The sequence below is a fragment of the Methylobacter sp. BlB1 genome, from assembly GCF_015476545.1.
In the GTDB taxonomy this organism is placed as follows: Bacteria; Pseudomonadota; Gammaproteobacteria; order Methylococcales; family Methylomonadaceae; genus Methylobacter.
This window is the reverse complement of sequence record NZ_JADMKV010000064.1, coordinates 1-25266: the sequence shown is the minus strand read 5'-3', so window position 1 is coordinate 25266 and position 25266 is coordinate 1. Positions and strand designations below refer to the sequence as shown.

The following is a 25266-nucleotide window of genomic DNA, read 5'->3' as shown; positions in this document are numbered from 1 at the left end:
CCTGTCCTGAGCGCAGCCGAAGGGCTCACCACGAACGGCTTAACTTAACGGCATTGATCCCTAAAGCTGGCTATACTTTTCGCTGAATCTTTTTATAAAAGCAGGCAATTGCTCTACCGGCAAATGATTGATCCCGGCCGCCCCTTTGCGCCCGCCGCCGCTGGGAAATTCGCTGCACAGTTCATCCGCGCCGGTTTTATTGATCAGCGGCGCGCGAACACTGACTTGGTAACCGCCCCGCTGATTATGCGTCACAATGGCGTGCGCTTTTTCCGGAACCCGATTGGCCAACTCATTGCCATAAACGCCATTAATGCGCCGAGCCCAGATTTTATCCGGCAATATGATCACCGTGACATGATTATTATCATATTCGGGCTTGATACGGTTTGCTTGAACCAGATCGTCATAATAGCCGGCCTGAAGTTCCTTGTAGATTGAGCGTTGATCGCTGATAAAATCGAAAGGCGATTTATAAACCAGCAAACGCTTATAAAGCTGATCGGGAGGATAATGCAGATCTTCGACGCAGCCGCCGTAACTGTTGTAGTTGATGCAAACGCCCAGCTCCTTTAATTGGCTTATCTCCGGCGCCGACAGCTTCAGCGTGCCTGCCGCCTGTTCCGCACTTTGATTCAGATTGTCGCCGAAAGCCGCAACAACGGCCCAACTGCGGTATTGCCCTCGCAGGTAACGGTCAACCAGAAGACTCGTGCATATGTTCGCATCGGTATCAATCAGCGTTTTAAGCGCGGCATGCTCGGGTATATCGCCGGCCAGATGGTGGTCGACATAAAAAATGCGGGCGCCTTGCCGGAGTATCCTTTCTACATGAGGACGGTTTTTCTGCAGGGAAATATCCAGCACGGTCACCTCATCGTCCGGCTTCACATTAACCCGGTCCAACAGCTCTATATCGCGCTTTATTCCCGTCACCAACACTGACGATTTTGGCTCGGCCAATCGAAGCTGCAGCAAGGCGCATATGCCATCGGCATCGCCATTAAAGACATCATAATTCATTAATTTAAAATCTCCTGTTCAATCAGATAGCATTGCATTTGCTCCACATTTTTTCAGCACTTTCCGTTTATTCATAGACCGCACTAATTCCGGTAAGGTTTTTAAATCTCGCCTTGCCGGGTTTTTTATACAGATCTTTCACCGTATTGTTTACAGATTGCCAGAATTTACTTGGTGTGAACTGATAATGCCTTGCATCACCGGCAGCAAAAAGCGACGAGGAATAAGGAGTGCCGCTTTTTGCTGCCAAGCGCATGTGATTGTTAGTGATTCGTACCTTTCTTGAAAAAACGCTGCAAAAGAATGAATGTTGCTGCAGCAAAAATTGGAAAGGCTATAATTGTCGACGCTTCAAATACAGTAGATATTTCTGAATCGCTTCTAGCATATGGAATGTAAATATTGCTAGCTAATGTGCCTACGACCGGGCTTATGATCACACCACAAATTACACTGATCACTAGCTTCCAGAGCTTTGATTTGACCATGCTATTTATCCTATGATCCAGAAGAACCAAACTTCAGCCTTTTGATAGCGACCGCCTCCCATAACAAGAAAATCCCAATAGCTACTAAATCTAGTTAGTCTATTACCATTCCATAAATCGATATGATCACCTTGGTTGCTTGGACCATAATAGTCTTTGAAAAATATTATTCCTTTTTTGCCAGTTTAGGGCTTTTCGGCACACCGCAAGTCCGACAAGGTACGCGATGCGTACCCTACAGTAGATTTTGCCTTGATTTTAGCAGGGCAGCTGGATAGGTCAGGTTGCTAAACCCAGCGTTTCGGCCGCCCATGCCGGGCTTCCGCTAAAGCTCCAGCCCAGCCTACACAGACTGTTAAAAGCAAGGGATTCACCTTCGGGTGCGACAAATCGGCACAGCCGCCTGTCAAGGCGAAAAACAAGGAGGTTTTTCGTGAAAACCCAATTAAATAAAACCGTCGCGTTAGCGGCACTTTGCTAAACTGATCTAACTTCAACTAACTGCGTAACATCAGTTTTTTATATAGACCTTTCGGGCCGCGTTGCCGCTGAAGAAGAACGCTTTAGCTCCGCTTGCGGTAGCTAAGCTCCCAAAAATCACGGAGATTCTATTGAAGTGGCCACCAGTACAGCCATATCCAAAATGATAGCTATCTTATTGCATATACCGGCGGCCTAGAAGATTACTGCTGTTTATCTGTTTTTGCGTCTTTCTTTGGAGCTGCTGCCTCAGGCTTTGGAGCTGCCGCTCCGGAATCACTCAACAAGATGTCGCTTTTGTTTTTTTGCACGGTTTTTTCGCCGATACCGGAAACATTGGCCAGCTCTTCTGCCGTTTTGAACGGACCGACTTCTGTCCTGTATTTAACGATAGCCTCGGCTTTTTTCTGGCCAATGCCAGAGAGGGATTCCGATATCGTTTTGGCGTCAGCGCTATTGATATTGACGGGAGCGGCAACGGCATTGGCGGCGCAAAAGGTGGCAAATAAAATCACTAATAACGTTTTCATGTTTTATCCTTAAAATTGAATGTAAAATTCGAATAGTCTTAACTTATCGCCAACCAAAAATAATTTTAACTATTCACAAGGTAGTTTAGACGTTAGTGTCAAAAATACCAGCCTTCAAGGACAACCAAGCTCTAGCGGCCGATGGCGTAATACTGCAAGCCGCTGCGCCGGACCAGGCGCGGCTCGTACATGTTGCGTCCGTCGAAAATGACTTTATCCTGCAGCTGCTGGCTTAAAAAATCAAAGTCCGGGCTGCGGAACTGCTTCCATTCCGTCACAATCACCAGCGCATCGGCCTGTTTCAGCACATCTTTGGGCGAGTCGCAATAGCTCAATCCCTGCCTGTCGCCATAAATGCGCCGCGCTTCGTCCATCGCTTCCGGATCGTACGCCTGAATGGTGGCGCCGGCCTCCAGCAAGGCTTCCAGCACGACCCGGCTCGGGGCATCGCGCATGTCGTCGGTATTGGGCTTGAATGATAAGCCCCACAGGGCGAAGTTCTTGCCGCTTAAAGCGCCCTGATAGTGCTGATTGATCTTATCGAACAACCGGTGCTTCTGGCGGTTGTTGACGTTCTCCACGGCATTGAGCAGTTCCGCCTGATAGCCGCATTCTTTGGCCGTCCGCTCCAGCGCCTTGACGTCTTTCGGGAAACAGGAGCCGCCATAGCCGCAGCCGGGATAGATAAAGCTGTAGCCTATGCGCGTGTCGGAGCCTATCCCCTGCCGGACATGCTCGATATCGGCGCCCAGCTGTTCGGCCAGATTGGCCAGTTCGTTCATAAAGCTGATTTTGGTCGCCAGCATGGCGTTGGCCGCATATTTGGTCAGTTCCGCCGAGCGGATGTCCATGGTAATGACGCGCTCGTAGCTGCGGTTGAACGGCGCATACAGGGCCCGAAGCAATTCGGCGGTCCGGGGATTGTCAGTGCCGATGACGATGCGGTCGGGCTTCATGAAGTCGCTCAAGGCATCGCCTTCTTTCAGAAATTCGGGATTGGACACGACATCGAACTCCAGGTCCAGGCCGCGATTGTCCAGGATTTTCTGCATCGTCGCCTTGACCTTGTCGGCCGTGCCGACCGGTACGGTCGATTTGTCGACGATGACCCGGTAGCCGTCCATATGCTCGGCAATGCTGCGCGCGACCGCCAGCACGTACTGCAGGTCGGCCGAGCCGTCTTCGTCAGGCGGCGTGCCGACCGCGATGAACTGAAACAGGCCGTGTTCCACGGCTTCCTTGACATCGGAGGTAAACCGCAGCCGCCCCTCGGCCTGGTTTTCGCGGACCATGGCTTCCAGCCCGGGCTCATAAATCGGGATGATGCCTTGTTTGAGTTTTTCTATTTTGGTGACATCGACATCCATGCAGACGACGTCATTGCCGACTTCCGCCAGACAGGTTCCGGTCACCAGCCCTACATAACCGCTGCCGAAGATAGTAATTTTCATGGTTTTTGTCCTTGATGATTAAAAACTGATTGATGTGCCGACTTGGAGCCAATGAATTATTGACTGGCTATGGACTCAAAATCGATGAGCACTATTATCGGCATGGGCTATAGTTTAATGGGTTTATGTTTTAATTTTAATCGGTATTCACACCGTCACAAATTCTCAATTTATTAAATGGCTGTCAGCGAACTGACATTGATAGTCTCGGCCTATCATCATTGCCAAGTTCTTCGAATCGTTTACAATCATCAGATGCAAATACACACCCATCCCAACGAAGCGCTGTTTTCCGGTCTTTCTGCTCCGGATAAGGAGCAAATCGATCAGGCGCTGGCTATCGTCGCCCAAATCCCTGACGATCCGCATTATTACCGCCCTAAAGGCATCGATGTGGCCAGCATTTTGATGACGATCAATATCGACCTGAAAACCATCCTCGCGGCAATTTTAAGTGACCCTCGCCTGGCAAATTTAAATCCCCAGCCCGACATTGCCGAGCAGTTCGGCGAAACGGTCGCAGCGCTGGTCAAGGATGTCAACTGGCTCAATACCTTGACCGTTTACACGCCGGAAATGGCCAGCCAGCCGAATCAGGCCGAAACCCTGCGCCGCATGCTGCTGTCCATGACCCACGACGTGCGCGCCGTGCTGATAAAACTGGCTTACCGCGTGCAGCGCCTGCGCAACCTGCCGCGGGAATCCTACGAAGTGCGCCATTTTATTTCCCAGGAAACGCTGGATATCTACGCACCGATTGCCAACCGGCTCGGCATTCACCAGTTGAAATGGGAACTCGAAGACATGGCGTTCCGTTATCTGGAGCCTCAGGTCTATCGTCGCATCGCCACTTCCCTGGCCGGCAAGCGCGCGCATCGGGAAACCTGCATCAACAGCTTTATTGCACTGCTACAGAAAACGCTGGCCGAGACAGGCATTGCCGCGGAAATCTATGGCCGCCCCAAACATATTTACAGCATCTGGAAAAAGATGCAGCGCAAGCAGCTGGACATAGAAGAACTGTACGACCTGCTGGCGGTGCGCGTCATTGTCGACAACCTGGCCGATTGCTATACCGTTTTGGGTATTGTCCACGGCCACTGGCAAACGATACCCAAAGAATTTGACGATTATATTACCAATCCCAAGGAGAACGGCTATCAGTCCCTGCACACAGTCATTCTGGATAAGGATGGCAATCGCATCGAAGTCCAGATCCGCACGCGCGAAATGCACAACTTTGCCGAGCTCGGGGTTGCTGCGCACTGGTCCTACAAGGAAGGCGGCCGGCACAATGCCGCCATTGAAAAAAGCATTGCCTCGCTGCGCAAGCTGCTGGAAGAAAAAGACAGCGACGAGGCCCTGGTTGAAAATCTCCGCAATGATCTGTTCGACGATCGCGTCTATGTGCTGACGCCGGCCGGCAAATTAATCGATCTGGTCAAGGGCTCCACGCCGCTGGATTTTGCCTATGCGATCCACAGCGAGATAGGCCATCGCTGCCGCGGCGCGAAAGTCAACGGCCGCATCGTGCCGCTGACTTATACGCTGAAATCGGGCGAGCAGGTGGAAATTCTGACGGCCAAGGAAGGCGGCCCCAACCACAACTGGATAGACCAGAACCTGGGCTATTTAAAATCATCGCGCGCTATCAGCCGCGTCAAAAGCTGGTTTAAAAATCAGCAGCAGGCGCAGAATATCGCGACCGGCAAAGCCATCCTGGACAAAAAATGCCAACAGTTGGGGCTGAAAATGGTTAATCTGGAGGAGCTGGCCAGACATTTCAAACAACCCGATACCGATAAACTGCTCGAGGCGATCGGCCGCAGCGATATCAATGTCCGTCAGCTGGCGGCTTTCTTTAAAATACCCGAACTGGAGGAGGCGCCGCCCGCCAAAGCCAGGCAGCCAAAAGCGCCGGCAAAATCCGCCGTTTCCGTGGCCGGCCTCGATAACGTGCTGACGTCTTTTGCGCAATGCTGCCAGCCGGTTCCCGGCGACGACATTATCGGCTATATCTCGCACAATAAAGGCATCACCGTGCACCGCAAGACCTGCGAAAACATCATGCACTTAGGCCCGGAAAAACGATCCCAGCTGATCGCTGTGAACTGGGGCTCGCAAAAATCCAGCCATGCCGTGCCTATCGTCATCCATGCCTTCAGCGCGCAGAATCTGTTAAATGACGTATCGCAAGTCCTGGCCCAGGCGAAAATTCATATTTCCAATGCGGTATTGAATACACATCCTGATTTTTCAGCAGACCTGAACCTGACGATTCAAATCGAAAACACCGACCAATTGAGCCAGGTGCTGACTAAAATCAATCAATTGCCTAACATAGTCGATGTTAAGCGTAAAACTTAATTAGCCGCTCAGGGCGACTGAAATCGCCCTACGCATTGTATCTCTGACCTTGTAACTGCAACTATGCCCCAAGACACACAAAATCACCTGGTTCTCGTCGATGGTTCCTCGTTCCTGTTCCGCGCCTACCACGCCCTTCCGCCGCTGACCAGCCCGAAAGGCGAGCCGACCAATGCAATCCTCGGCGTTACCAACATGCTGCGCAAACTGATCGATGATTATCAAAGCGATTACATTACGGTCATTTTCGATGCGCCGGGCAAGACCTTCCGCAATGATCTCTACGATCAATACAAAGCGCACAGGCCGCCCATGCCCGACGATCTGCGCGTACAGATCGAGCCGCTGCATCAGCTGATCCGAGCCATGGGCCTGCCGTTGATCATCGAAAACGGCGTGGAGGCCGACGACATCATGGGCTGCCTCGCGCAGCAGGCCGAGCAAGAAGGATTTCACGTGGTGATCTCGACCGGCGACAAGGACATGGCGCAGCTGGTCAACGAACACATCACGCTGGACAACACTATGTCCAATGTGCGGCTTGACATTCAGGGCGTCATCGACAAGTTCGGCGTAAAACCTGAGCAGATCGTCGATTATCTGGCTTTGATCGGCGATACTGTCGACAACATCCCCGGCGTGCCCAAAGTCGGCCCCAAAACGGCGGCCAAATGGCTGGAGGAATATGAAACGCTGGAAAACCTGATCGCCTGTGCCGACCAGATCAAAGGCAAGATCGGCGAAAACCTGCGCGCCAGCCTGGACCAGCTGCCGCTGTCGAAGCAACTGACCACGATCAAATGCGATCTGGATCTGCCCTACAGCCTGGAAGACCTGAAGCGCCGCCCCGCGGACAACACTGAACTCAGAAACCTGCTGACCAGACTGGGTTTTTCATCGTGGCTGAAGCTGCTCGACAGCCAAGCCGAAACCGCGGCTGTCCCCGAAGAGCAAGCGGCCGTTCCGGAATCGGTTTATGAAACCGTTCTTACCGAGGACCAATTCAACGATTGGTTCAAGCAGCTCGACCAGGCGCCGCTGTTCGCCTTTGATACCGAGACGACCAGCCTGTACTACAGCAAGGCGGAAATCGTCGGCGTGTCCTTTGCCGTCACGCCCGGTCACGCGGCTTATGTGCCGCTAATGCACGATTACCCCGGAGCCCCCGACCAACTGGACAGAACCGAGATTCTGGAACGCCTGCGCCCGCTGCTGGAAGACCCGCATAAAGCCAAGCTGGGCCAGAACCTGAAATATGACATGCATGTGCTGGCCAACCACGGCATCGCGCTACGCGGCATCGCCCATGACACGATGCTGGAATCTTACGTGCTGAACAGCACGGCCACGAAGCACAACATGGACGACTTGGCCAAAGAATACTTAGGCATCGAGACGATTCATTACGAAGATGTATGCGGCAAGGGCGCCAAACAGATTCCGTTTCAGGAAGCGCCGGTGGAACAGGCTGCGTTCTATGCGGCCGAGGACGCCGACATTACGCTGAAACTGCATCAGGTGCTCATGGCAAAACTGGCCCCGCACAAAGCCTTGATGAATCTGTACTCGCATGTCGAAATCCCGCTGATCAGCGTGCTGGCGCGCATCGAGCGCAATGGCGTGCTGATCGATACGGCCATGCTGGCGCAGCATAGCCTGGAACTGGCCAATCACATAGTCGCGTTGGAGCAGCAGGCGCACGACCTGGCCGGGCAGGCGTTCAATCTGGGCTCACCGCGGCAGATCCAGGAAATCCTCTTTGACCGGCAGAAACTGCCCGTGCTGAAAAAAACGCCGACAGGCCAGCCGTCCACCGATGAATCGGTGCTGCAGGAACTGGCCATGACTTACCAGCTGCCCAAACTGATTCTAGAGCACCGCAGCCTCTGCAAGCTCAAATCGACTTATACCGACAAGCTGCCGCAGCAGGTCGACGACAAGACCGGCCGTATCCATACATCCTATCACCAGGCCGTGACCGCGACAGGCCGCCTGTCGTCCACCGACCCCAATCTGCAGAACATCCCGATCCGCAGCGACGAAGGCCGCAAGATCCGTCAGGCGTTTATCGCGCCGGAGAGCTATAAAATCGTCGCGGCCGATTACTCGCAGATCGAACTGCGCATCATGGCGCACTTGTCCAATGATGCCGGCCTGCTGCGGGCCTTCAGCGCCGGCGAGGACGTGCATCGCGCGACTGCGGCCGACGTGTTCGGCGTGGCGCCCAATCAGGTCACGCCCGACCTGCGCCGCTCGGCCAAGGCGATCAATTTCGGACTTATTTACGGCATGTCCTCGTTCGGGCTGGCGCAGCAGCTCGGCTTGTCGCGCAACCAGGCGCAGTCCTATATCGACTTGTACTTTGCGCGCTATCCGGGCGTCAAGGATTATATGGACAATATCCGCGCGCTGGCCCGCGAGCAGGGTTATGTGGAAACCCTGTTCGGCCGCCGCCTGTATCTGCCCGAAATCAAATCGCGCAACGCGGCGCGCCGCCAGTATGCCGAACGCACGGCCATCAATGCGCCGATGCAGGGCACGGCCGCCGACATCATCAAGCGCGCGATGATCTCCACCGATCAATGGCTGCAACAGAAAAAGCCTGATGCAAAAATGATCATGCAGGTTCATGATGAACTGGTCTTTGAAATCGCCGAAGACCAGCTGGAGCGCTGCACGGCCAGCATCAGGGAACTGATGTGCTCGGCCGCCGACCTGAACGTACCGCTGGTCGTCGACATCGGCATAGGCAATAACTGGGACGAGGCGCATTAAGGTTGCGCCGTTGTAAGGTCGAATTCACTTGTACCCATAGCGGGGCGGGGCTTGTAGCCCCGCCCTAACGTTTTACGATACTCGTTAAGTAAAATTTTATGTGTTTATGAGGAACTTTTTATTTACACATTCGTCTTATTGACGTACGCCTTAAAACGGCGTCGAATCAGTCCAATTCCCCCCTTTTATGATTGGCTGATTTTTCTTCTCAAGCCCCAACATGCTTGTACGCATTTGGGGCTTTCTTTTTCTCATTATTCCGTAAACTATTTCCTCTGTTATCCTGTTTGAATAGCAGACCGCCATTCTGCGCGCATCTTCAATAATGCCTCCATGACACAACAATCTGATGAAGAATTGCTTTTTGCCGTCAATCAAGTCAGCAAATACGTACAGTCTGATGACGGAGACAATGCTATGATGGTGCTTTTCTCCGTCTTCATGGGAGCATGCTTCGGGTTGCCATGCCCCTTACTGATCAATGCATTAGGAGAGATGGAGCTGGTAAAAACAGAAACCCGCTCGCTTAATTGAGTTCTAAGGACAGTAATGAAATTCAAATTCTGGGGTGTTAGAGGGTCCATTCCGACACCGGGACCTGACACCGTTAAATATGGCGGCAATACGACTTGCATAGAGATCAGAACCGACGACAATGAGTTGATCATCCTCGACGCCGGCACCGGCATTCATGCACTGGCCCAAGCGCTGGTCAAGGAAATGCCCATCACTGCGCACATCTTTATTACCCATACCCATTGGGATCACATACAGGGCTTGCCGTTCTTCACGCCTCTTTTCATCAAGGATAACCAAGTCAAGATCTACGGCGGCCTTGATCTGGTCACTCATGAAAGCATACATCGCGCCCTTTCCGTGCAGCTGCAGTACAGTTTCTTCCCGATCCGTGAAGCCCAGCTTAATGCGCACATTGAGTACATCACAATCAAGCCCGGCGAAGTGACCCGCATCGGCAACGCCAAAATTACGCCCATTGTGCTTAACCATCCCGTGCTGAATTTCGGCTATCGGATTGATTGCGATGGACAATCGCTGTTTTTTACCGGCGACTATGAGCCCCTGGTCAATATTTATAACCCGGACGATGAAGAATATGCCGTGCTCCAATCGGCCATCGACGCCAAGCACAAGGAGGTCACGCAAGCCATGAGGAATGTGGATGCGCTGATCGTTGACTCATCCTACACCCGTGAAGAATATGCGTCCAAACGAGGATGGGGGCACGGCACCTATGATTCTGCAATAAAACTTGCCGCCGATGCCCATGCAAAAAAGCTGTTCCTTACGCATCATGAACCGGAACGCAGCGATGCTGAACTTGATGCTATTTATAAAGATCTGCTGAAGAAATACCCGTACCTCGGCTTCGAGCTGTTGCTGGCTCAGGAAGGCGCTGAAATCTCGCTTTGATCAGGCTCGGCGCGGCTAAACAGAGTGTCCAGCGCCTCATGCACCTCATCGATGCCGGTTTTCTTCAAGGATGAAAACAGCTGTATCGTCAATGGAGAGCTGACATCCTTGAGTTCCTTCCTGACCTGCAGCAGCGTATTTTTGGCCGCCCCGTAAGCCAGTTTGTCGGCTTTGGTCAACAAAATATGCAGCGGCAGATGAGTATGCTGACACCATTCGACCATTTGCCAATCGAATTCGGTCAAGGGATGACGCACGTCCATGACCAGGATGATGCCGCACAATGACTTGCGATGCGTCAAATAGTGCTCCATCATCTCATGCCACTTTTTCTTCACGTCCACCGGCACTTTGGCATAACCGTAACCGGGCAAGTCGACAAAACGCAGTCCGGCGTTGATTTCAAAGAAGTTGAGCATCTGCGTCCTGCCCGGCGTTTTACTGATCCGGGCCAGCGCGTTTTGCTGCGTCACGGTATTGATCGCACTGGATTTTCCCGCATTGGAGCGTCCGGCGAAGGCCACTTCCAAGCCCTGATCGGCAGGCGCATTGCGGATGTGCGGCGAACTATTGATAAATTTTGCCTGATGATAAATTGGATTCATCGCTGCCTCGCTTAAGCTTGTTAATTAGAGTAGAATTCGACTGTTAAGTAGCCGTTCAATAACTATAAAGGCTACCATAAATGATGACTTTATTTCGAAGGGGAACCTGATGAAGAAAAAATTGCTGGCATTTTCAATTGCTCTGGCGTTTACCGGCGGCGCTGCACCTATCGTACATGCCGAAGGCTCTATTAAAGCAGGCCAAGAAAAAGCGGCCGCCTGCGCCAGTTGTCATGGCGAGGACGGCAACAGCATGGTATCAACATTCCCCAAACTTGCCCAGCAGCATGAGTCATACATCGAAAGACAGTTGAAATCCTTCAAGGACGGCACGCGCAAGGACCCTGTGATGTCGCCGATGGCGATGCCCCTGAGCGATGAAGACATCGCCGACCTTGCCGCCTACTATGCCTCCCGCAAAATTTCAGCAAACCAATTGCCGCTTCCGGACGAAGATGAAGAAGAAAAACCTGCCGCGGAAGCCGAAAAGCAAGAAGATCCTATTCAAACCCTGATCGCTCAGGGCAGCGATCTTTACCGCAACGGCGACCTGAAGCGGAAAGTCTCGGCCTGTATCGCCTGCCACGGTCCTTTCGGCGAAGGCAACAAGCCCGCGGCATTCCCTGCATTGAAGTCCCAGCATGCCGACTACCTGATCAAAGCGCTCAAAGACTTTAAATCCGGCGCCCGCAGCAATAATCCCGAAAACATGATGCACATGATCGCCAAAAAAATGACCGATGACGAAATCAAAGCCGTTTCTTATCGTATTTCCATGATGAAATAACGGTCTCACTGCCTTTAAGGTTTTGGCTGAAAACAGCTTCCCGGTTTGCGAGTGAAACCGGCGCAGGCTGGGCTGGCGCTTTGACGTCAACCCGGCACAGAAAGCCTCGAAATGCCGGGTTAACCGCCCGGCCTACCGAACTTCCAGTATTTACCAAACATCTCTTTAAACTGGGATGTGATAGTCAACCTATAAATCCATGTCTTCCGTTAGCGCGTCGCAGTCCCTGTCCCGTACTCTTTTCCGCTTTTTAGGTTCCATGAACCTGGCCATCACGCTGTTGGTCGCCGTCGCCATTGCTGCCATCATCGGTACGGTCCTGAAGCAAAATCAGCCTTATGTCGATTACGTGCTGAAATTCGGCCCCTTCTGGTTTGAAATTTTCAAGGCGCTGGATCTGTATGATGTTTACTCCTCCAGCTGGTTTTTGACGATTCTGACCTTCCTGGTCATTTCGACCAGCGTCTGCGTGTACCGCAACACGCCGCACATGCTCAGAGACATGCGCAATTTTCATGAACATGCGCACCAGGCCGCGCTGCAGCGATTGGCCCATCATGCCCAATGGCAAAGCGGCCAGCCGCTCCAGTACAGTATCGATTATGTTAGCGCCCTGCTCCGGCACAAGCATTACAAGACCAAACAGCTCGATACCAAAGACGGGCTGCTGATCGCGGCAAAAAAAGGCGCCGGCAGCCGTCTGGGCTATATCTTCACGCATGTCGCCATCATCGTCATCTGCATCGGCGGGCTCCTGGACGGCAACGTGCCGTTGAAAATCGCGCAGCTGCGCGGCGATATCGCCGTTGAGACGCGCCGGATTCCGGCCAGCGAAGTGCCCGAACAAAGCACGCTGCCGGCCGACAACTTGTCTTTCCGCGCCAATATCGACATTACCGAAGGCAAGGCCGCCAATATCGCCTTCATCGATTTCAAAGACGGCTATCTGGTACAAAAACTGCCGTTTACTATCCATGTCGACGATTTTCGTATCGAGCATTACGAAAGCGGCCAGCCCAAGTCATTCGAGAGCGACCTGGCGATCATCGACAAGGACTTAGGCGAGCCGGTCAGGCGGACCATTTCGGTCAATCATCCATTCAGCTATAAGGGCTACACGATCTACCAGAACAGTTTCGGCGACGGCGGTTCACAACTGAAACTGGCCCTGAACCCGCTGACCGGCGCGGACAGCAAAGTTCAGGACATCGAGGCGACTGTCAAGGGAAGTTATCCAATCAGGACGGCTGCCGGTGAGCAATCTCTGGAAATCGTCGACTTCCGTCCGTTCAACGTCAATCCGGACCCGACCGGCGCCAAGAAATTCCGCAATATCGGGCCCAGCTTCCAGTTCAAGTTGCGCAAAGCCGACGGCACGGCGCACGAATACCTGAATTACATGCAGCCCATCGAACAGGACGGCGCTCGCTTCTATCTCAGCGGCATGCGCCGCTCGCCGGCCGAGCCGTTTCAGTACTGGTTCATTCCGGCCGATGCGGAAAAGCGTCCGGACCGCTTTTTGAATTTTCTGGCGGTCCTGAACAATCCGGACCGGCTCAACAAAATCGCCCTAGCCACGGCGCAATCGACCGAGAACAGCAAAAGTCTGCCTGCTGCCGAACAGCAAAAAGTCGCCGAGTTCATGATCGCCATCAGCCGGCAGTTCATCGAGGGCGGCAACGAGCGCATCTCGGCGCAGATTGAAAAATCGGTGCCGGAAGCCCAGCGCCAGCAGGTCGCCGAGCTGTATGCCACGGTATTGCATCAATTCCTGAGAAACATCTACTTGTCGGTGCTGGAACAGGAGGGCATGGACATTACCCAGTCGGCCAGCGATTTCGACATGCATTTCTTCGAGAATGCCGTCAACGCCCTCGACGTCGCCTATCAGTATGACTCGCCGGTTTTGATAACCCTGAACAGCTTCAAGCACATCGAAGCGACCGGCCTGCAGATTACGCGTTCGCCGGGCCAGTGGCTGGTGTTTCCGGGCTGCCTGCTGCTCGCCGTCGGCGTGTTCTTCATGTTCTACCTGCCGCAACGCCGGCTCTGGGTGATCATCAGGCCCGGCGGCGAAAAATCGTCATTAACCCTGGCCGGCAGCGCCCTGCGCAACCGTTATGACTTCGACAGGGAGTTTGAACTTATCAGGCAAGACCTGACCCAAAAGCTAATCTGATCCAGCCGGATCTCATCTGTAACCAATACCCGCAAATCGCTATGGAAAATCTTTTAGATCAAGAATTCAGGGCAGACAGCTTTTTGAAGCAGCGCTCGCTCTTTGACTGGACCTGGGCACTGCTGATCATGGCCGGCGCCGTATTCGCCTTCAGCCAGTACCGGCATTTGATGGACGGCTTTGAAATCGCCATCCTGTTCGGTACTGGAATGCTGACGGTCTGGCTGGGCTGGTTCTGGCCTTCGCTGAGAACCTTCACCCTGGCGATCGCCGGCCTCAGCCTGTTCGCCATTTCTCGCTACGGCGCGGATCTGTCGACTGCCGATAGCAATTTCTTTCTCAAATACCTGCTGTCCAGCCAGTCGGCCATCATGTGGATGAGCGCGCTGTACGTGATGGCGACCGTGACTTACTTCGGCCACTTGTTTTCCGGCAACGAATTCACCGGCAAGGTAGCCGCCAGCCTGACCTGGTCGGCCACGGCGCTGGGCATGACCGGCCTGATGGTGCGCTGGCGGGAATCGTATTTAATGGGTGTCGATATCGGCCATATCCCGGTCAGCAACCTGTATGAAGTGTTCATCCTGTTCTCGCTCATCACGGCGCTGCTTTATCTGTATTACGAACAGCGCTACCGGACGCGCTCGCTGGGCGGCTTCGTGCTGCTCGTCATCAGCGCCGCCGTAGGCTTTCTGCTGTGGTACACGTTCGACAAGCAGGCCCATGAAATCCAGCCGCTGGTGCCCGCGCTGAACAGTTACTGGATGAAAATCCACGTGCCCGCCAACTTCATCGGCTACGGTTCGTTTTCTCTGGCTGCCATGATCGGCGTCGTGTTCATCCTGAGATCCGGGGCCGAAGCCCAAAACCCCAACGGTTTGATGGCCGCGCGCCTGCCGGCGCTGCCTTTACTGGAAGACGTCATGTACAAAGCCATCGCGCTCGGCTTTGCTTTTTTCACGCTGGCCACTATACTCGGTGCCTTATGGGCGGCGGAAGCATGGGGCGGCTATTGGTCATGGGACCCTAAGGAAACCTGGGCCTTGATCGTCTGGCTTAATTATGCGGCCTGGCTGCACATGCGCCTGACCAAAGGCTGGAATGGCAAACCGATGGCCTGGTGGGCTATCATTGGCTTTTTCGTCACGCTGTTCGCGTTCCTTGGCGTCAATATGTTTTTGTCCGGACTACATTCTTATGGAGAACTCTAAATCATGCTAAAAAAAATCATTCCAACCGGCCTGTTGATCCTGCTGTTTTCATGCTCCACGCTGCTAAAAGCCGCCGAGTCGGTCGGCTATGAAACCCTGTCACCGGCACAGCCGACCAACAATCCGGCTAAGGTCGAAGTCATCGAATTCTTCTGGTACGGCTGCCCGCATTGCTATGACTTTGAACCGCTGCTGGCAAAATGGGTGAAAGAACAGCCCGCCAACGTTGAATTCATCCGCCAGCCGGCCGTTTTCAGCAGCCTGTGGGGCAAACACGCCAAGGCCTATTTCACGGCCGAGGCGCTGGGCGTAGTCGACAAAGTGCATAACGACTTTTTTGAAGCCATCCAGGTCAAAAAACAGAAACTTGAAGACGAAGACCAGTTAGCCAAGTTCTTTGCCGAGCACGGCGTCAGCGAAGAGCAATTCCGCACGGCCTACAATTCCTTCCTGGTTGATACGAAAATGCGCCAAGCCGGCGCGATCGCGTCCCGTTACGGCATTACCGGCGTACCGGCCATTGTCATCAACGGCAAGTATAAAACCAATGGCCCGTTAGCCGGCTCTCATAAAAAGATGATCGAAGTCATGGACCAACTGGTCAAACAGGAAAGCGCCAGCTTAGGCAAGTGATGGGTTAATCATAAAGTAGGGCACGCATTGTGTACCTTTTCAGAGCGACAATGAGTCGGCAAACTTTGAAAATGGTATGCGATGCATGCCCTACGTCTGTCACCAGATCAGATCATCAGGGATTTGGTAAGCCGCATAGGCATCATCGATTTTTTCTTCAGCCTGATCATTCAGCACCAGCACGCAATTCGCATCGCGCGCTTTTATTTTCAGCGCAACATCGGCCGGAACGATCTCGTACTGCCGCTCCCATTTCACGATCGCCAGACGGCCTTTGCTGATCTGCTCGCGCATGGCTTCCGATACATATACGGTCTTAATCTTGTTGTTATCACTGAATTTGTAAGCGATGCCGTCATCATCAGCCTGATCCTTTCGGTTCTGATCGATCAGCTGCTTGATCTGGGCGGAAATCTCTTTTTGCTCCGCCTGCTCTTTTTTCAGCAAACTGAGCTCGCGATCGCGGGCCGCCTGCTCTTCCCTGGTTTTCTGCGCCAGACGTTTGGCTTCATCTTCACCGCCGGCGTTGTTTTGCCGTTGTTGTTTGCGCTTTTCCGAGCGAATCTGTCTGGCCTTGGCATCGGTCGTCAGGCCCGATTTTAACAGCTGTTCCTGTAACGATAATTTTCTTTGGCTCATAGTTCGATCCTAATAATTTATAAATTCCAGACGGGCAAAAAGTTGTTCACTATATGCGAATTTATGCCCTATGAATTTGAATCCATCACATATAAAAATAACATTGCCCAGCCCCTTGAATCGTAACCCTCAAGCTCATCAGCCTTCTCTGCAAGGGCGTCCAGCGCGGATAAAATAAGCCTGAACGGCGGCTCGAAATAATCGCGCCGGCGCATGATCAAAGGAACTCGGCTGTAAGCGCCTGCTGGGCATATTGCTTCTTCAAAAATCGATCTAATGTTTTGTATCAGTCAAAAATAAAATATCTGGAGAACAGCCATTTCCACGCTATGTGGCGCGATCGTTATTCCGGACAAACGCTTATGCTCCCATTTATTTATTAAATATTGATGAAATGAGATAACGAGGCTGACTGCGTCCAACTCAACCGATAAAAATTGAAGCTCGGTTGATTATGCAAAATTATGTTTTATTTGCATAGTTGCTATTCATCCATCTAGAGTTGGGGCTGAGCTTGATTGCTAATAATCTTTAGCTTGTTTATAAGAATCTATTACGCTTGTGTAAGGATCTATTGCATAGCAAAAGTATCTATATCTTACAGAATCGTTACGGCAATAAACCTAAAACCACAATGAATTTACATAATTTGTTATTTTTATTTGATTTTTACTAAGAGTCCAAAACATGGTATTCTTGTCATCATTTTCCGAGACGAAAAGCAATACAGCGAGACCAACATGACAGACCTTAACGGTAACCAAGAAGCGGTACGGAACGCTATCGCCTCTTTAAAAGACAAGCCCGGAGCGCTTTTACCGATTTTGCACAGCGTGCAGGACGCGCTAGGTTACATTCCTGCCGACAGCATTCCAGAAATTGCCAAAGCACTGAATCTTTCCCGTGCCGAAGTGCATGGCGTTATCAGTTTTTATCACTATTTCCGCCAGACACCGCCCGGCAAGCACACCGTGCATGTCTGCCGCGCCGAGTCCTGCCAGGCCATGGGCAGCAAGCAACTGGAGAGCCATGTCAAAAGCAAGCTCGGCATCGACTATCATGAAACCACGGCCGACGGAAAGTTCTCCCTAGAGCCTGTGTATTGCCTCGGCCTGTGCGCCCGTTCTCCGTCCATGCAAATCGATGACGCCGTTTACGGCCGCGTCACTGACGACCGCTTTGACGAGATCGTCAACGAATTGGAGTCTTCCTTATGAGCACCACTGTCTACGTTCCGAGCGATTCCTGCGCCGTTGCCATGGGCGCCGACCAGGTCGCTGCAGCTATTTCAAAGCAGGCCCAAAATCGGGGGCTTGAAGTCAATATCGTGCGCAACGGCTCTCGCGGTATGTACTGGCTGGAACCGATGGTTGAAGTCGCAACGGCAGCAGGCCGCGTAGCTTTCGGCCCGGTTCAGAAAAGCGATGTCGAAGGCCTTTTTGAAGCCGATTTCCTGAACGGCGGCGCACATGCGCTGAATCTCGGCCTCACGGAAGAACTGGATTATTTCAAGCGCCAGCAGCGCCTGACATTTGCGCGCGTCGGCATCACGGACCCCATCAGCCTGGATGACTATATCAAGCACGACGGTTACCGCGGCCTGAAGAACGCGCTGGCCATGAACAGCGCCGATATCGTCAAGCATGTCACCGATTCCGGCCTGCGCGGCCGCGGCGGCGCAGCATTCCCTACCGGCATCAAATGGAACACGGTACTGAATACGCCGGCCGAGCAAAAATACATTATCTGCAACGCCGACGAAGGCGACTCAGGCACCTTCTCTGACCGCATGATCATGGAAGGCGACCCTTTCGTGCTGGTTGAAGGCATGACGATTGCCGGTCTCGGCGTCGGCGCAACGCAGGGCTACATCTATCTGCGCGTCGAATACCCGCATGCCGAAGAAACTCTGAACGCAGCCATCGCGGCCGCCTATGAAGCCGGTTATCTCGGCGACAACATTCTGGGCAGCGGCCACAGTTTCCACCTGGAAGTCCGCATCGGCGCCGGCGCTTATGTCTGCGGCGAAGAAACGTCACTGATGGAAAGTCTGGAAGGCAAACGCGGCCTGGTCCGCTTCAAGCCGCCACTGCCGGCCATCAGCGGCCTGTTCGGCAAGCCGACTGTCGTGAACAATGTCATTTCACTGGCTTCCGTGCCCATCATCCTGGACAAGGGCGGCGACTATTACCGCGACTTCGGCATGGGCCGCTCGCGCGGCACGCTGCCAATCCAATTATCGGGCAATATCAAACACCCGGGCCTCGTTGAAAGCGCATTCGGTCTGACCTTGCGCGAACTGCTGTACGATTTCGGCGGCGGCTCGGCATCCGGTCGTCCGATTCGGGCCGTGCAGGTCGGAGGTCCTTTAGGTTCCTACATGCCTGAATCACAATTCGACACGCCGCTTGATTACGAAGCATTCTCAGCCATCTGGGCCGTATTGGGTCATGGCGGCATCGTCGTGTTTGACGATACCGTCAATATGGCCGAAATGGCTCGTTACAGCATGGAATTCTGCGCGGCCGAATCCTGCGGCAAATGCACGCCGTGCCGCATCGGCTCCACACGCGGCACAGAAGTCATGGATGAGATCATCAACGGTGACAACCTGAGCAAAAATATTCCGCTGCTGCGTGATCTCTGCGACACGCTGCTGAACGGTTCTCTCTGCGCTTTGGGAGGAATGACACCTTATCCGGTACTGAGCGCGCTGAATCATTTCCCCGAAGATTTCGGCGATCATGATCAGGCGAACGCGGCCTAACCCTTTTAAGGAAAAGATTATGTCTAAATTCGAAAAAGATTTTGGCACTCCAGCCAGCCAGTCAGATCAAATGGTCACACTGGAAATTGACGGTTTCAAGGCCACAGTGCCGGCCGGCACCTCTGTCATGCGTGCGGCGGCCTCTATCGGTATTGAAATTCCTAAACTGTGTGCAACCGACAGCCTGGAGCCGTTCGGTTCCTGCCGTTTGTGCCTGGTCCAGGTGGAAGGCGGCCGCGGCTATCCGGCCTCGTGTACGACGCCCTGCGGCGAAGGCATGAAGGTCACCACACAGAACGACAAGTTGGCCGACCTGCGCCGCGGCGTCATGGAGCTGTATATCTCCGATCACCCGCTGGACTGTCTGACCTGTTCATCGAACGGCGATTGCGAACTGCAGGATATGGCCGGTGCGGTTGGCCTGCGCGAAGTGCGCTACAACCCGGTCAAAACTCACCTGAAGGCCGAGAAAGACAACAGCAACCCTTATTTCAGCTTTGACCCCAGCAAATGCATCGTCTGCTCACGCTGCGTCAGAGCTTGCGAGGAAACCCAAGGCACCTTCGCTTTGACGCTGGACGGACGCGGTTTCGACAGCAAAGTCTCGCCGAGCCAGAACCAAGCATTCATGGATTCCGAGTGCGTCTCCTGCGGCGCCTGCGTACAAGCCTGCCCGACCGCCACATTGATGGAAAAATCCGTCATCGCACAAGGCCAGCCTGAACACGCCATCGTCACAACCTGCGCTTACTGCGGTGTCGGCTGCTCGTTCAGAGCCGAGATGAAAGGTGACAAGGTCATCCGCATGGTTCCCGACAAAGACGGCAAGGCCAACCACGGCCATTCCTGCGTCAAGGGCCGCTTCGCGTTCGGTTATGCAACCCACAAAGACCGCATCACCAAGCCGATGATCCGTAAAAGCATTAAGGATCCATGGCAGGAAGTCAGCTGGGAAGAAGCGATCAGCTATGCTGCATCCGAGCTGAAACGCATCCAGGCCAATTATGGCAAAGATTCGGTCGGCGGCATTACTTCATCCCGCTGCACGAACGAAGAAACTTATCTCGTGCAGAAACTGATCCGTGCCGGCTTCGGCAACAACAACGTCGATACCTGCGCGCGCGTGTGCCACTCCCCGACCGGTTACGGCCTGAAACAAACCTTTGGTGAGTCATCCGGTACGCAGAACTTCGATTCAGTCATGCAAGCTGATGTCATCATGGTGATCGGCGTTAATCCGACCGACGGCCACCCAGTGTTCGGCTCGCAAATGAAAAAACGCCTGCGCCAGGGCGCCAAGCTGATCGTAGCTGATCCGCGTGAGATCGACCTGGTCAAGAGCCCGCATGTCAAAGCCAGCCATCACCTGAAACTGCGCCCCAGCACCAACGTGGCATTGATCAACGCTTTGGGCCATGTCGTGGTCAATGAAGGCCTGGTTGATGAAGCATTCGTTCAAGAGCGCTGCGATATGGTTTCCTTCAACAAATGGAAAAATTTCGTCGCCGAAGAGCGCAACTCGCCAGAAGCATCCGAAGCCATAACCGGCGTACCGGCTGCTGAAGTCCGCGCTGCAGCCAGACTGTATGCAAAGGCCCCTAACGGCGCCATCTATTACGGTCTGGGCGTAACCGAACACAGCCAGGGCTCGACCATGGTTATCGGCATCGCCAACCTGGCCATGGCGACAGGCAACCTGGGACGCGTCGGCGTCGGCGTCAACCCGTTGCGCGGCCAGAACAACGTGCAGGGCTCGTGCGATATGGGTTCATTCCCGCATGAATTCCCCGGCTACCGCCATGTATCCGACACGGCAACGCGGCAGTTATTTGAACAAAACTGGGGCGTTACGCTGGAATCCGAACCGGGCCTGCGTATTCCGAACATGTTCGATGCGGCACTGGACGGCAGCTTCAGAGGCTTGTATGTCGAAGGTGAAGACATCGCGCAATCAGATCCGGACATTAAGCACGTGCATGCAGCCCTGCGCGCAATGGAATGCGTAATCGTACAGGATTTGTTCCTGAACGAAACGGCCAAGTTTGCGCACGTGTTCCTGCCCGGCTCGTCTTTCCTGGAAAAGAACGGTACGTTCACAAATGCCGAACGCCGTATCTCGCCCGTGCGTCAAGTCATGGCGCCATTGGCCGGTTACCAAGACTGGGAAGTCACGCAACTGCTGGCTAACGCCATGGGTTACCCGATGAACTACAGCCATCCGTCCGAAATCATGGATGAAATCGCAAGGCTGACACCCAGCTTCACCGGCGTCAGTTACGAGAAAATTGACCAGATGGGCAGCGTACAATGGCCGTGCAACGACGAAGCGCCGGAAGGTACGCCGACCATGCACGAACATGAATTCCTGCGCGGCAAGGGCCGGTTCATGGTAACTGAATATGTGCAGACTCAGGAACGTACAACCCAGATGTTCCCGCTGATCCTGACCACTGGGCGCATCCTGTCGCAATACAATGTGGGCGCGCAAACCCGCCGTACCGACAACGTCGCCTGGCATGCCGAAGACCGTCTGGAAATCCATCCGCATGACGCCGAAGACCGTGGCATCAACGATGGCGATTGGGTCGGCATCAAGAGCCGCGCCGGTGAGACTGTATTGCGCGCCCTGATTACGGACCGTGTTCAACCGGGCGTCGTCTACACGACCTTCCATTTCCCGGAATCAGGCGCCAACGTTATCACGACGGATAACTCGGATTGGGCAACCAACTGCCCTGAGTACAAGGTTACGGCAGTGCAGGTCGCCAAAGTCAGCCAGACTTCGGAATGGCAGCGCAGCTACCAGGACTTTACCGAAGAACAATTGCAATTGCTGGATAAAGCAGCCCAGCATTAGTAACGGGAAGGACCATGCAAACGTTGCCTTCAAATCTGGAACTCGGATGGCCCAGTTATCAACAGAGTACCGTTGAGCGCTGGAAAGGCAATAGTTACTCCCGGCAGTTAGACTACATTGCCGAGGAAGCGCCGGTGTCGCTGATCTATAACAACATGCCTCATGTCGTGATGTTGGCGACACCGAAAGATCTGGAAGACTTTGCCCTCGGCTTCAGCCTCACCGAGGGCATCGTGCAGCGGGCGGATGAAGTGCTTTCGACGCGCGTGTACCAGCGTTCCAACGGCATTGAAGTGCGCATCAAGATCACCGAGCAGCGCTTTGGCTGCTTGGCCGATAAAGGGCGCAACATGACTGGACGCACCGGCTGCGGTTTGTGCGGCTCCAACAATCTGGATCAGGCGATACGCCCTACCAATCCCGTGAACGGCAGACTGGCCGTACCGGCGACGGAGCTTTGCAGCGCACTGGACCAGCTCCGCGAAAGGCAGACGCTGAACCAGTTGACCGGCGCAGTCCATGCCGCCGCCTGGGTTGTGCCGGAACAGGGCATACAGTACGTGCGTGAAGATGTGGGCCGCCATAACGCGCTGGACAAACTGATCGGGCTCCTGCTGCGTTCCGGCAGGAATCCGGCCGACGGTTTTCTGATCATGACCAGCCGCGCCAGCTATGAACTGGTCCAGAAGGCGGCGACGGTCGGCATCACGCTGCTGGCAGCCATTTCCGCTCCAACCGGCCTCGCGATCCGCCTGGCTGAAGATACCGGCCTGACGCTGGTAGGTTTCGCGCGCAACGACCAGCATGTCGTCTACACCCATTCCGAACGTTTAACTCACACGACTTACCCTACCTTATTGTAATAACCATGCATCACACAGCAAGACTGATAAAAATGGCCAACGACATTGGCAACTTCTTCAATTCCGATCCCGACAAGGAAGCGGCCGTAGAAGGCGTTTTCGACCACCTGCGGAAATCCTGGGAACCAAGAATGCGCAAGGAAATCATCCAGTACTACCGGGAAGACGGCAGTGAACTGAGCGAATTGGTAAAGCAAGCCATTGCGCGCCTTGCATCGGAGCAGGGCTGATACGGCATTCAGCAGATTGATTAAGTAATGGGCATGGAATAAATCAGAAAATTGTAGTGCGAATTTACTTATACCCTATACGGTATCCGCACTTGCGCGGATACCAACAGTAGGCACTTTAGGCGAATCCTCACCTACACCAGAAAATCCTCCGCCCGCTTGAGAAAGTTATTTTATGCCCATTCCTTAACCCGTGCGGCATTATCCAGTCAGGGTAAAGTACTTGACGCGTATATGCCCGCAGACTCGATCAGCGCCCATTCAAGCGAGTTAAACCAGCGCCGAGATCGAAAAACTGCAAACCCATCTTACCGATCTTGTGCCGTCAATTCCCGGGGTGACCAATGTCGTCTGGGACTGAATGCCGCCCAACCCGTCGGTCGAGTGGGACTACCAACAAGCTGGGCTTGCCGGTGCCCTTCGCGCTCCGGCGGCCGTTCACCTAGAACGTTAGCTTTTTATATCAGAGGCGAAAATGTCTGAAGTAGATGTCGTTGAACAATTCACATTGCTTAGACCTCAGTATGTGGCGTTTACGGAACGAACTATGTCACTGATTAGTGAGCTTTTGAAGATTCAAGGAATAAAAACCCATTTAATTGAAGGACGGGCAAAAACAGTAGACAGTTTCAGGGAAAAGATAAGGCGCCCCGGAAAATCATATGACAACCCACTAGAAGAACTGCCTGATTTATCTGGAATTAGAATTATTGTTTATTATTTGGATGATGTCGAAAAAGTTGCAAACATGCTCTCTAGTCAATTTAAGGTTATCGAATCTGAGACATCTCATTTGGCTAGCGAGTACTCACCAGACCAATTCGGATATATTTCGCTACATTCAGTCGTGTCATTAAATTTCGATAGAGAAAAGCTCCCGGAATGGCGGGCATATAAGGGATACCGTTCAGAAATACAAATACGTACGGTATTACAACATAGCTGGGCGGCGGTCTCACACGCTTTGCAATATAAACACGAATCTGATGTGCCTAAACAACTAAGACGAAAACTGTATCGTCTCGCAGGTTTGTTCGAGTTGGCTGATGAGGAGTTTATTGCTGTTAGAAAGGAAACCGAAACACTGCGAGCTAAGGCTGTTCAGGCGTTAGATCATGGAAATACAGAGGTTTCTTTGAATTCTATTTCGCTGAGAGAATTTTCACAGCGATGGAGTAAGCTTGAAGCACTCAAACAGTTGATGGAGTCAATAGGCTATATCTTTGATCGACCACCAGGCGATGAAGATGAAGATAAAGATTATTTTGGGGTAATTGCCTCCCATTGTGAAAAACTCGGAATCCGTACGATTCGCGAATTTGAATCCGCTATTGACTATGACGCTGAAACGTTCCTTAAGAGGATACATCCTGCTGGTCATGATTGGTTTGTTTCCGAGGAGTTTGCTTTGTATCTTCTGTTGATTAGAGCCAGAATTGATGAATTTACAGTTGATGAATTGGTCTCGGTGGGCTGGGGCCACAGTACTGCGACCAGAGTTATTGAAGGTGCAAGAGAAGACGAAAAGCTAACAAAGCGCTCCAAAGGACGCCGTCACTAACACGCCAGCGCCTTTGAGCCTTGTAGGGTACGCACCGCATACCTTTTTGAGGCTAGGGATTCGGAACGCATTGAAAAGGTACGCGGTGCGTACCCTACTTTGCTTCGCGTTAGGCCCTGACCGAATCTATTTACGCCCATAAGGAAATTTTCCACAATGGACATCCCGCGAATATTCAACATCACTGAAAGTGCTCACCGCATCCACAACCCCATCACACCCGAAAAGCTCGCCATTCTCGGCGCGGCGTTGCGTCTGAAACCGGGGGCCCGAGTGCTCGACCTCGGCAGCGGTTCGGGGGAGATGCTGTGCACCTGGGCACACGATCACGGCCTCATCGGCACCGGCATCGACATGAGCCAGTTGTTCACCGAGCAAGCGAAACTCCG

At 53.2% G+C, this 25266-nt stretch carries 22 protein-coding genes; 15 read left to right on the top strand and 7 right to left on the bottom strand.

The annotated features are described in order from the left end of the window. Positions 1 to 60 precede the first annotated feature (60 nt). The 5 genes from IT781_RS18360 to IT781_RS18340 all read right to left on the bottom strand — a co-directional run bounded on the left by IT781_RS18360 (position 61) and on the right by IT781_RS18340 (position 3972). Positions 61 to 1023, bottom strand: coding sequence for a DHH family phosphoesterase (locus IT781_RS18360; RefSeq protein ID WP_194971631.1), 963 nt, complete (start codon positions 1021 to 1023; stop codon positions 61 to 63). A 67-nt stretch (positions 1024 to 1090) separates the two neighbouring features. Next, positions 1091 to 1279 (bottom strand): hypothetical protein, encoded by a 189-nt coding sequence (locus IT781_RS18355; RefSeq protein ID WP_194971630.1) that lies wholly within the window; start codon positions 1277 to 1279, stop codon positions 1091 to 1093. Between the two features lie 237 nt (positions 1280 to 1516). Further along, positions 1517 to 1681 carry a T6SS effector amidase Tae4 family protein gene (locus tag IT781_RS22900; RefSeq protein WP_194971632.1) on the bottom strand — a complete coding sequence of 55 codons (165 nt, stop codon included), beginning with the start codon at positions 1679 to 1681 and terminating at the stop codon, positions 1517 to 1519. 513 nt (positions 1682 to 2194) lie between these two features. Further along, positions 2195 to 2521 (bottom strand): helix-hairpin-helix domain-containing protein, encoded by a 327-nt coding sequence (locus IT781_RS18345; protein ID WP_194971629.1) that lies wholly within the window; start codon positions 2519 to 2521, stop codon positions 2195 to 2197. A 131-nt stretch (positions 2522 to 2652) separates the two neighbouring features. Beyond that, entirely contained in the window at positions 2653 to 3972 is a 1320-nt protein-coding gene (locus IT781_RS18340) for a UDP-glucose/GDP-mannose dehydrogenase family protein (protein ID WP_194971628.1), read from the bottom strand. Between the two features lie 255 nt (positions 3973 to 4227). On the opposite strand from IT781_RS18340, the gene IT781_RS18335 reads away from it, so the two are divergent. The 4 genes from IT781_RS18335 (at position 4228) to IT781_RS18320 (ending at position 10545) form a co-directional block, all read left to right on the top strand. Beyond that, a complete protein-coding gene (locus IT781_RS18335; RefSeq protein ID WP_194971627.1) occupies positions 4228 to 6339 on the top strand; it encodes a bifunctional (p)ppGpp synthetase/guanosine-3',5'-bis(diphosphate) 3'-pyrophosphohydrolase in 2112 nt (703 codons plus the stop codon). Positions 6340 to 6402: 63 nt separating this feature from the next. Beyond that, positions 6403 to 9114 carry a DNA polymerase I gene (gene polA / locus IT781_RS18330; RefSeq protein WP_194971626.1) on the top strand — a complete coding sequence of 904 codons (2712 nt, stop codon included), beginning with the start codon at positions 6403 to 6405 and terminating at the stop codon, positions 9112 to 9114. A gap of 333 nt (positions 9115 to 9447) precedes the next feature. Continuing rightward, the gene (locus IT781_RS18325) at positions 9448 to 9648 is read left to right on the top strand and encodes a hypothetical protein (protein WP_194971625.1); all 201 of its coding nucleotides are present in this window, start codon (positions 9448 to 9450) and stop codon (positions 9646 to 9648) included. 15 nt (positions 9649 to 9663) lie between these two features. Continuing rightward, on the top strand, positions 9664 to 10545 hold the full coding sequence (locus IT781_RS18320; RefSeq protein WP_194971624.1) for an MBL fold metallo-hydrolase: 882 nt from the start codon (positions 9664 to 9666) through the stop codon (positions 10543 to 10545). Here IT781_RS18320 and yihA read toward each other — a convergent pair. Further along, complete coding sequence (gene yihA / locus IT781_RS18315) at positions 10518 to 11150, bottom strand: ribosome biogenesis GTP-binding protein YihA/YsxC (RefSeq protein WP_194971623.1); 633 nt, start codon at positions 11148 to 11150, stop codon at positions 10518 to 10520. The two genes, IT781_RS18320 and yihA, sit on opposite strands and share 28 nt — an antisense overlap. 109 nt (positions 11151 to 11259) lie before the next feature. Between yihA and IT781_RS18310 the strand changes: the two genes are divergently transcribed. From IT781_RS18310 to IT781_RS18295, 4 genes are all read left to right on the top strand, one after another. Continuing rightward, positions 11260 to 11937 (top strand): cytochrome c, encoded by a 678-nt coding sequence (locus tag IT781_RS18310; protein ID WP_194971622.1) that lies wholly within the window; start codon positions 11260 to 11262, stop codon positions 11935 to 11937. 199 nt (positions 11938 to 12136) lie between these two features. Beyond that, complete coding sequence (locus IT781_RS18305) at positions 12137 to 14116, top strand: cytochrome c biogenesis protein ResB (protein ID WP_194971621.1); 1980 nt, start codon at positions 12137 to 12139, stop codon at positions 14114 to 14116. Between the two features lie 41 nt (positions 14117 to 14157). After that, entirely contained in the window at positions 14158 to 15327 is a 1170-nt protein-coding gene (gene ccsB, locus IT781_RS18300; RefSeq protein WP_194971620.1) for a c-type cytochrome biogenesis protein CcsB, read from the top strand. A 3-nt stretch (positions 15328 to 15330) separates the two neighbouring features. Continuing rightward, on the top strand, positions 15331 to 15960 hold the full coding sequence (locus IT781_RS18295; RefSeq protein ID WP_194971619.1) for a thiol:disulfide interchange protein DsbA/DsbL: 630 nt from the start codon (positions 15331 to 15333) through the stop codon (positions 15958 to 15960). Between the two features lie 99 nt (positions 15961 to 16059). Here the strand turns inward: IT781_RS18295 and IT781_RS18290 are convergent, their stop codons facing one another. Further along, positions 16060 to 16599 carry a DUF2058 domain-containing protein gene (locus IT781_RS18290; protein WP_194971618.1) on the bottom strand — a complete coding sequence of 180 codons (540 nt, stop codon included), beginning with the start codon at positions 16597 to 16599 and terminating at the stop codon, positions 16060 to 16062. A gap of 740 nt (positions 16600 to 17339) precedes the next feature. Between IT781_RS18290 and IT781_RS18285 the strand changes: the two genes are divergently transcribed. The 7 genes from IT781_RS18285 to IT781_RS18255 all read left to right on the top strand — a co-directional run. Further along, positions 17340 to 17816 carry a formate dehydrogenase subunit gamma gene (locus tag IT781_RS18285; RefSeq protein WP_194971617.1) on the top strand — a complete coding sequence of 159 codons (477 nt, stop codon included), beginning with the start codon at positions 17340 to 17342 and terminating at the stop codon, positions 17814 to 17816. Next, entirely contained in the window at positions 17813 to 19366 is a 1554-nt protein-coding gene (locus tag IT781_RS18280; protein ID WP_194971616.1) for an NADH-quinone oxidoreductase subunit NuoF, read from the top strand. Before IT781_RS18285 ends, IT781_RS18280 begins: the two co-directional genes overlap by 4 nt. Before the next feature lie 19 nt (positions 19367 to 19385). Then, positions 19386 to 22223: a formate dehydrogenase subunit alpha gene (gene fdhF, locus IT781_RS18275; protein ID WP_194971615.1), complete on the top strand. Its 2838-nt coding sequence runs from the start codon at positions 19386 to 19388 to the stop codon at positions 22221 to 22223. Positions 22224 to 22237: 14 nt separating this feature from the next. After that, positions 22238 to 23086, top strand: coding sequence for a formate dehydrogenase accessory sulfurtransferase FdhD (gene fdhD / locus IT781_RS18270; protein WP_194971614.1), 849 nt, complete (start codon positions 22238 to 22240; stop codon positions 23084 to 23086). Positions 23087 to 23118: 32 nt separating this feature from the next. Then, positions 23119 to 23316, top strand: a complete 198-nt coding sequence (locus IT781_RS18265; protein WP_194971613.1) for a formate dehydrogenase subunit delta — start codon at positions 23119 to 23121, stop codon at positions 23314 to 23316. Between the two features lie 475 nt (positions 23317 to 23791). Continuing rightward, the gene (locus IT781_RS18260) at positions 23792 to 24877 is read left to right on the top strand and encodes a GTP pyrophosphokinase family protein (protein ID WP_194971612.1); all 1086 of its coding nucleotides are present in this window, start codon (positions 23792 to 23794) and stop codon (positions 24875 to 24877) included. Between the two features lie 156 nt (positions 24878 to 25033). Beyond that, positions 25034 to 25266, top strand: a 233-nt coding sequence (locus tag IT781_RS18255) for a cyclopropane-fatty-acyl-phospholipid synthase family protein (RefSeq protein WP_194971611.1), incomplete at its 3' end; no start/stop codon positions are given.

Excerpts from the sequence above, each read along its gene's own strand:
- IT781_RS18360 (WP_194971631.1), bottom strand. The coding sequence starts at position 1,023 with ATGAATTATGATGTCTTTAATGGCGATGCCGATGGCATATGCGCCTTG.
- IT781_RS18355 (WP_194971630.1), bottom strand. The coding sequence starts at position 1,279 with ATGCGCTTGGCAGCAAAAAGCGGCACTCCTTATTCCTCGTCGCTTTTT.
- IT781_RS18345 (WP_194971629.1), bottom strand. The coding sequence starts at position 2,521 with ATGAAAACGTTATTAGTGATTTTATTTGCCACCTTTTGCGCCGCCAAT.
- IT781_RS18340 (WP_194971628.1), bottom strand. The coding sequence starts at position 3,972 with ATGAAAATTACTATCTTCGGCAGCGGTTATGTAGGGCTGGTGACCGGA.
- IT781_RS18335 (WP_194971627.1), top strand. The coding sequence starts at position 4,228 with ATGCAAATACACACCCATCCCAACGAAGCGCTGTTTTCCGGTCTTTCT.
- polA (WP_194971626.1), top strand. The coding sequence starts at position 6,403 with ATGCCCCAAGACACACAAAATCACCTGGTTCTCGTCGATGGTTCCTCG.
- IT781_RS18325 (WP_194971625.1), top strand. The coding sequence starts at position 9,448 with ATGACACAACAATCTGATGAAGAATTGCTTTTTGCCGTCAATCAAGTC.
- IT781_RS18320 (WP_194971624.1), top strand. The coding sequence starts at position 9,664 with ATGAAATTCAAATTCTGGGGTGTTAGAGGGTCCATTCCGACACCGGGA.
- yihA (WP_194971623.1), bottom strand. The coding sequence starts at position 11,150 with ATGAATCCAATTTATCATCAGGCAAAATTTATCAATAGTTCGCCGCAC.
- IT781_RS18310 (WP_194971622.1), top strand. The coding sequence starts at position 11,260 with ATGAAGAAAAAATTGCTGGCATTTTCAATTGCTCTGGCGTTTACCGGC.
- IT781_RS18305 (WP_194971621.1), top strand. The coding sequence starts at position 12,137 with ATGTCTTCCGTTAGCGCGTCGCAGTCCCTGTCCCGTACTCTTTTCCGC.
- ccsB (WP_194971620.1), top strand. The coding sequence starts at position 14,158 with ATGGAAAATCTTTTAGATCAAGAATTCAGGGCAGACAGCTTTTTGAAG.
- IT781_RS18295 (WP_194971619.1), top strand. The coding sequence starts at position 15,331 with ATGCTAAAAAAAATCATTCCAACCGGCCTGTTGATCCTGCTGTTTTCA.
- IT781_RS18290 (WP_194971618.1), bottom strand. The coding sequence starts at position 16,599 with ATGAGCCAAAGAAAATTATCGTTACAGGAACAGCTGTTAAAATCGGGC.
- IT781_RS18285 (WP_194971617.1), top strand. The coding sequence starts at position 17,340 with ATGACAGACCTTAACGGTAACCAAGAAGCGGTACGGAACGCTATCGCC.
- IT781_RS18280 (WP_194971616.1), top strand. The coding sequence starts at position 17,813 with ATGAGCACCACTGTCTACGTTCCGAGCGATTCCTGCGCCGTTGCCATG.
- fdhF (WP_194971615.1), top strand. The coding sequence starts at position 19,386 with ATGTCTAAATTCGAAAAAGATTTTGGCACTCCAGCCAGCCAGTCAGAT.
- fdhD (WP_194971614.1), top strand. The coding sequence starts at position 22,238 with ATGCAAACGTTGCCTTCAAATCTGGAACTCGGATGGCCCAGTTATCAA.
- IT781_RS18265 (WP_194971613.1), top strand. The coding sequence starts at position 23,119 with ATGGCCAACGACATTGGCAACTTCTTCAATTCCGATCCCGACAAGGAA.
- IT781_RS18260 (WP_194971612.1), top strand. The coding sequence starts at position 23,792 with ATGTCTGAAGTAGATGTCGTTGAACAATTCACATTGCTTAGACCTCAG.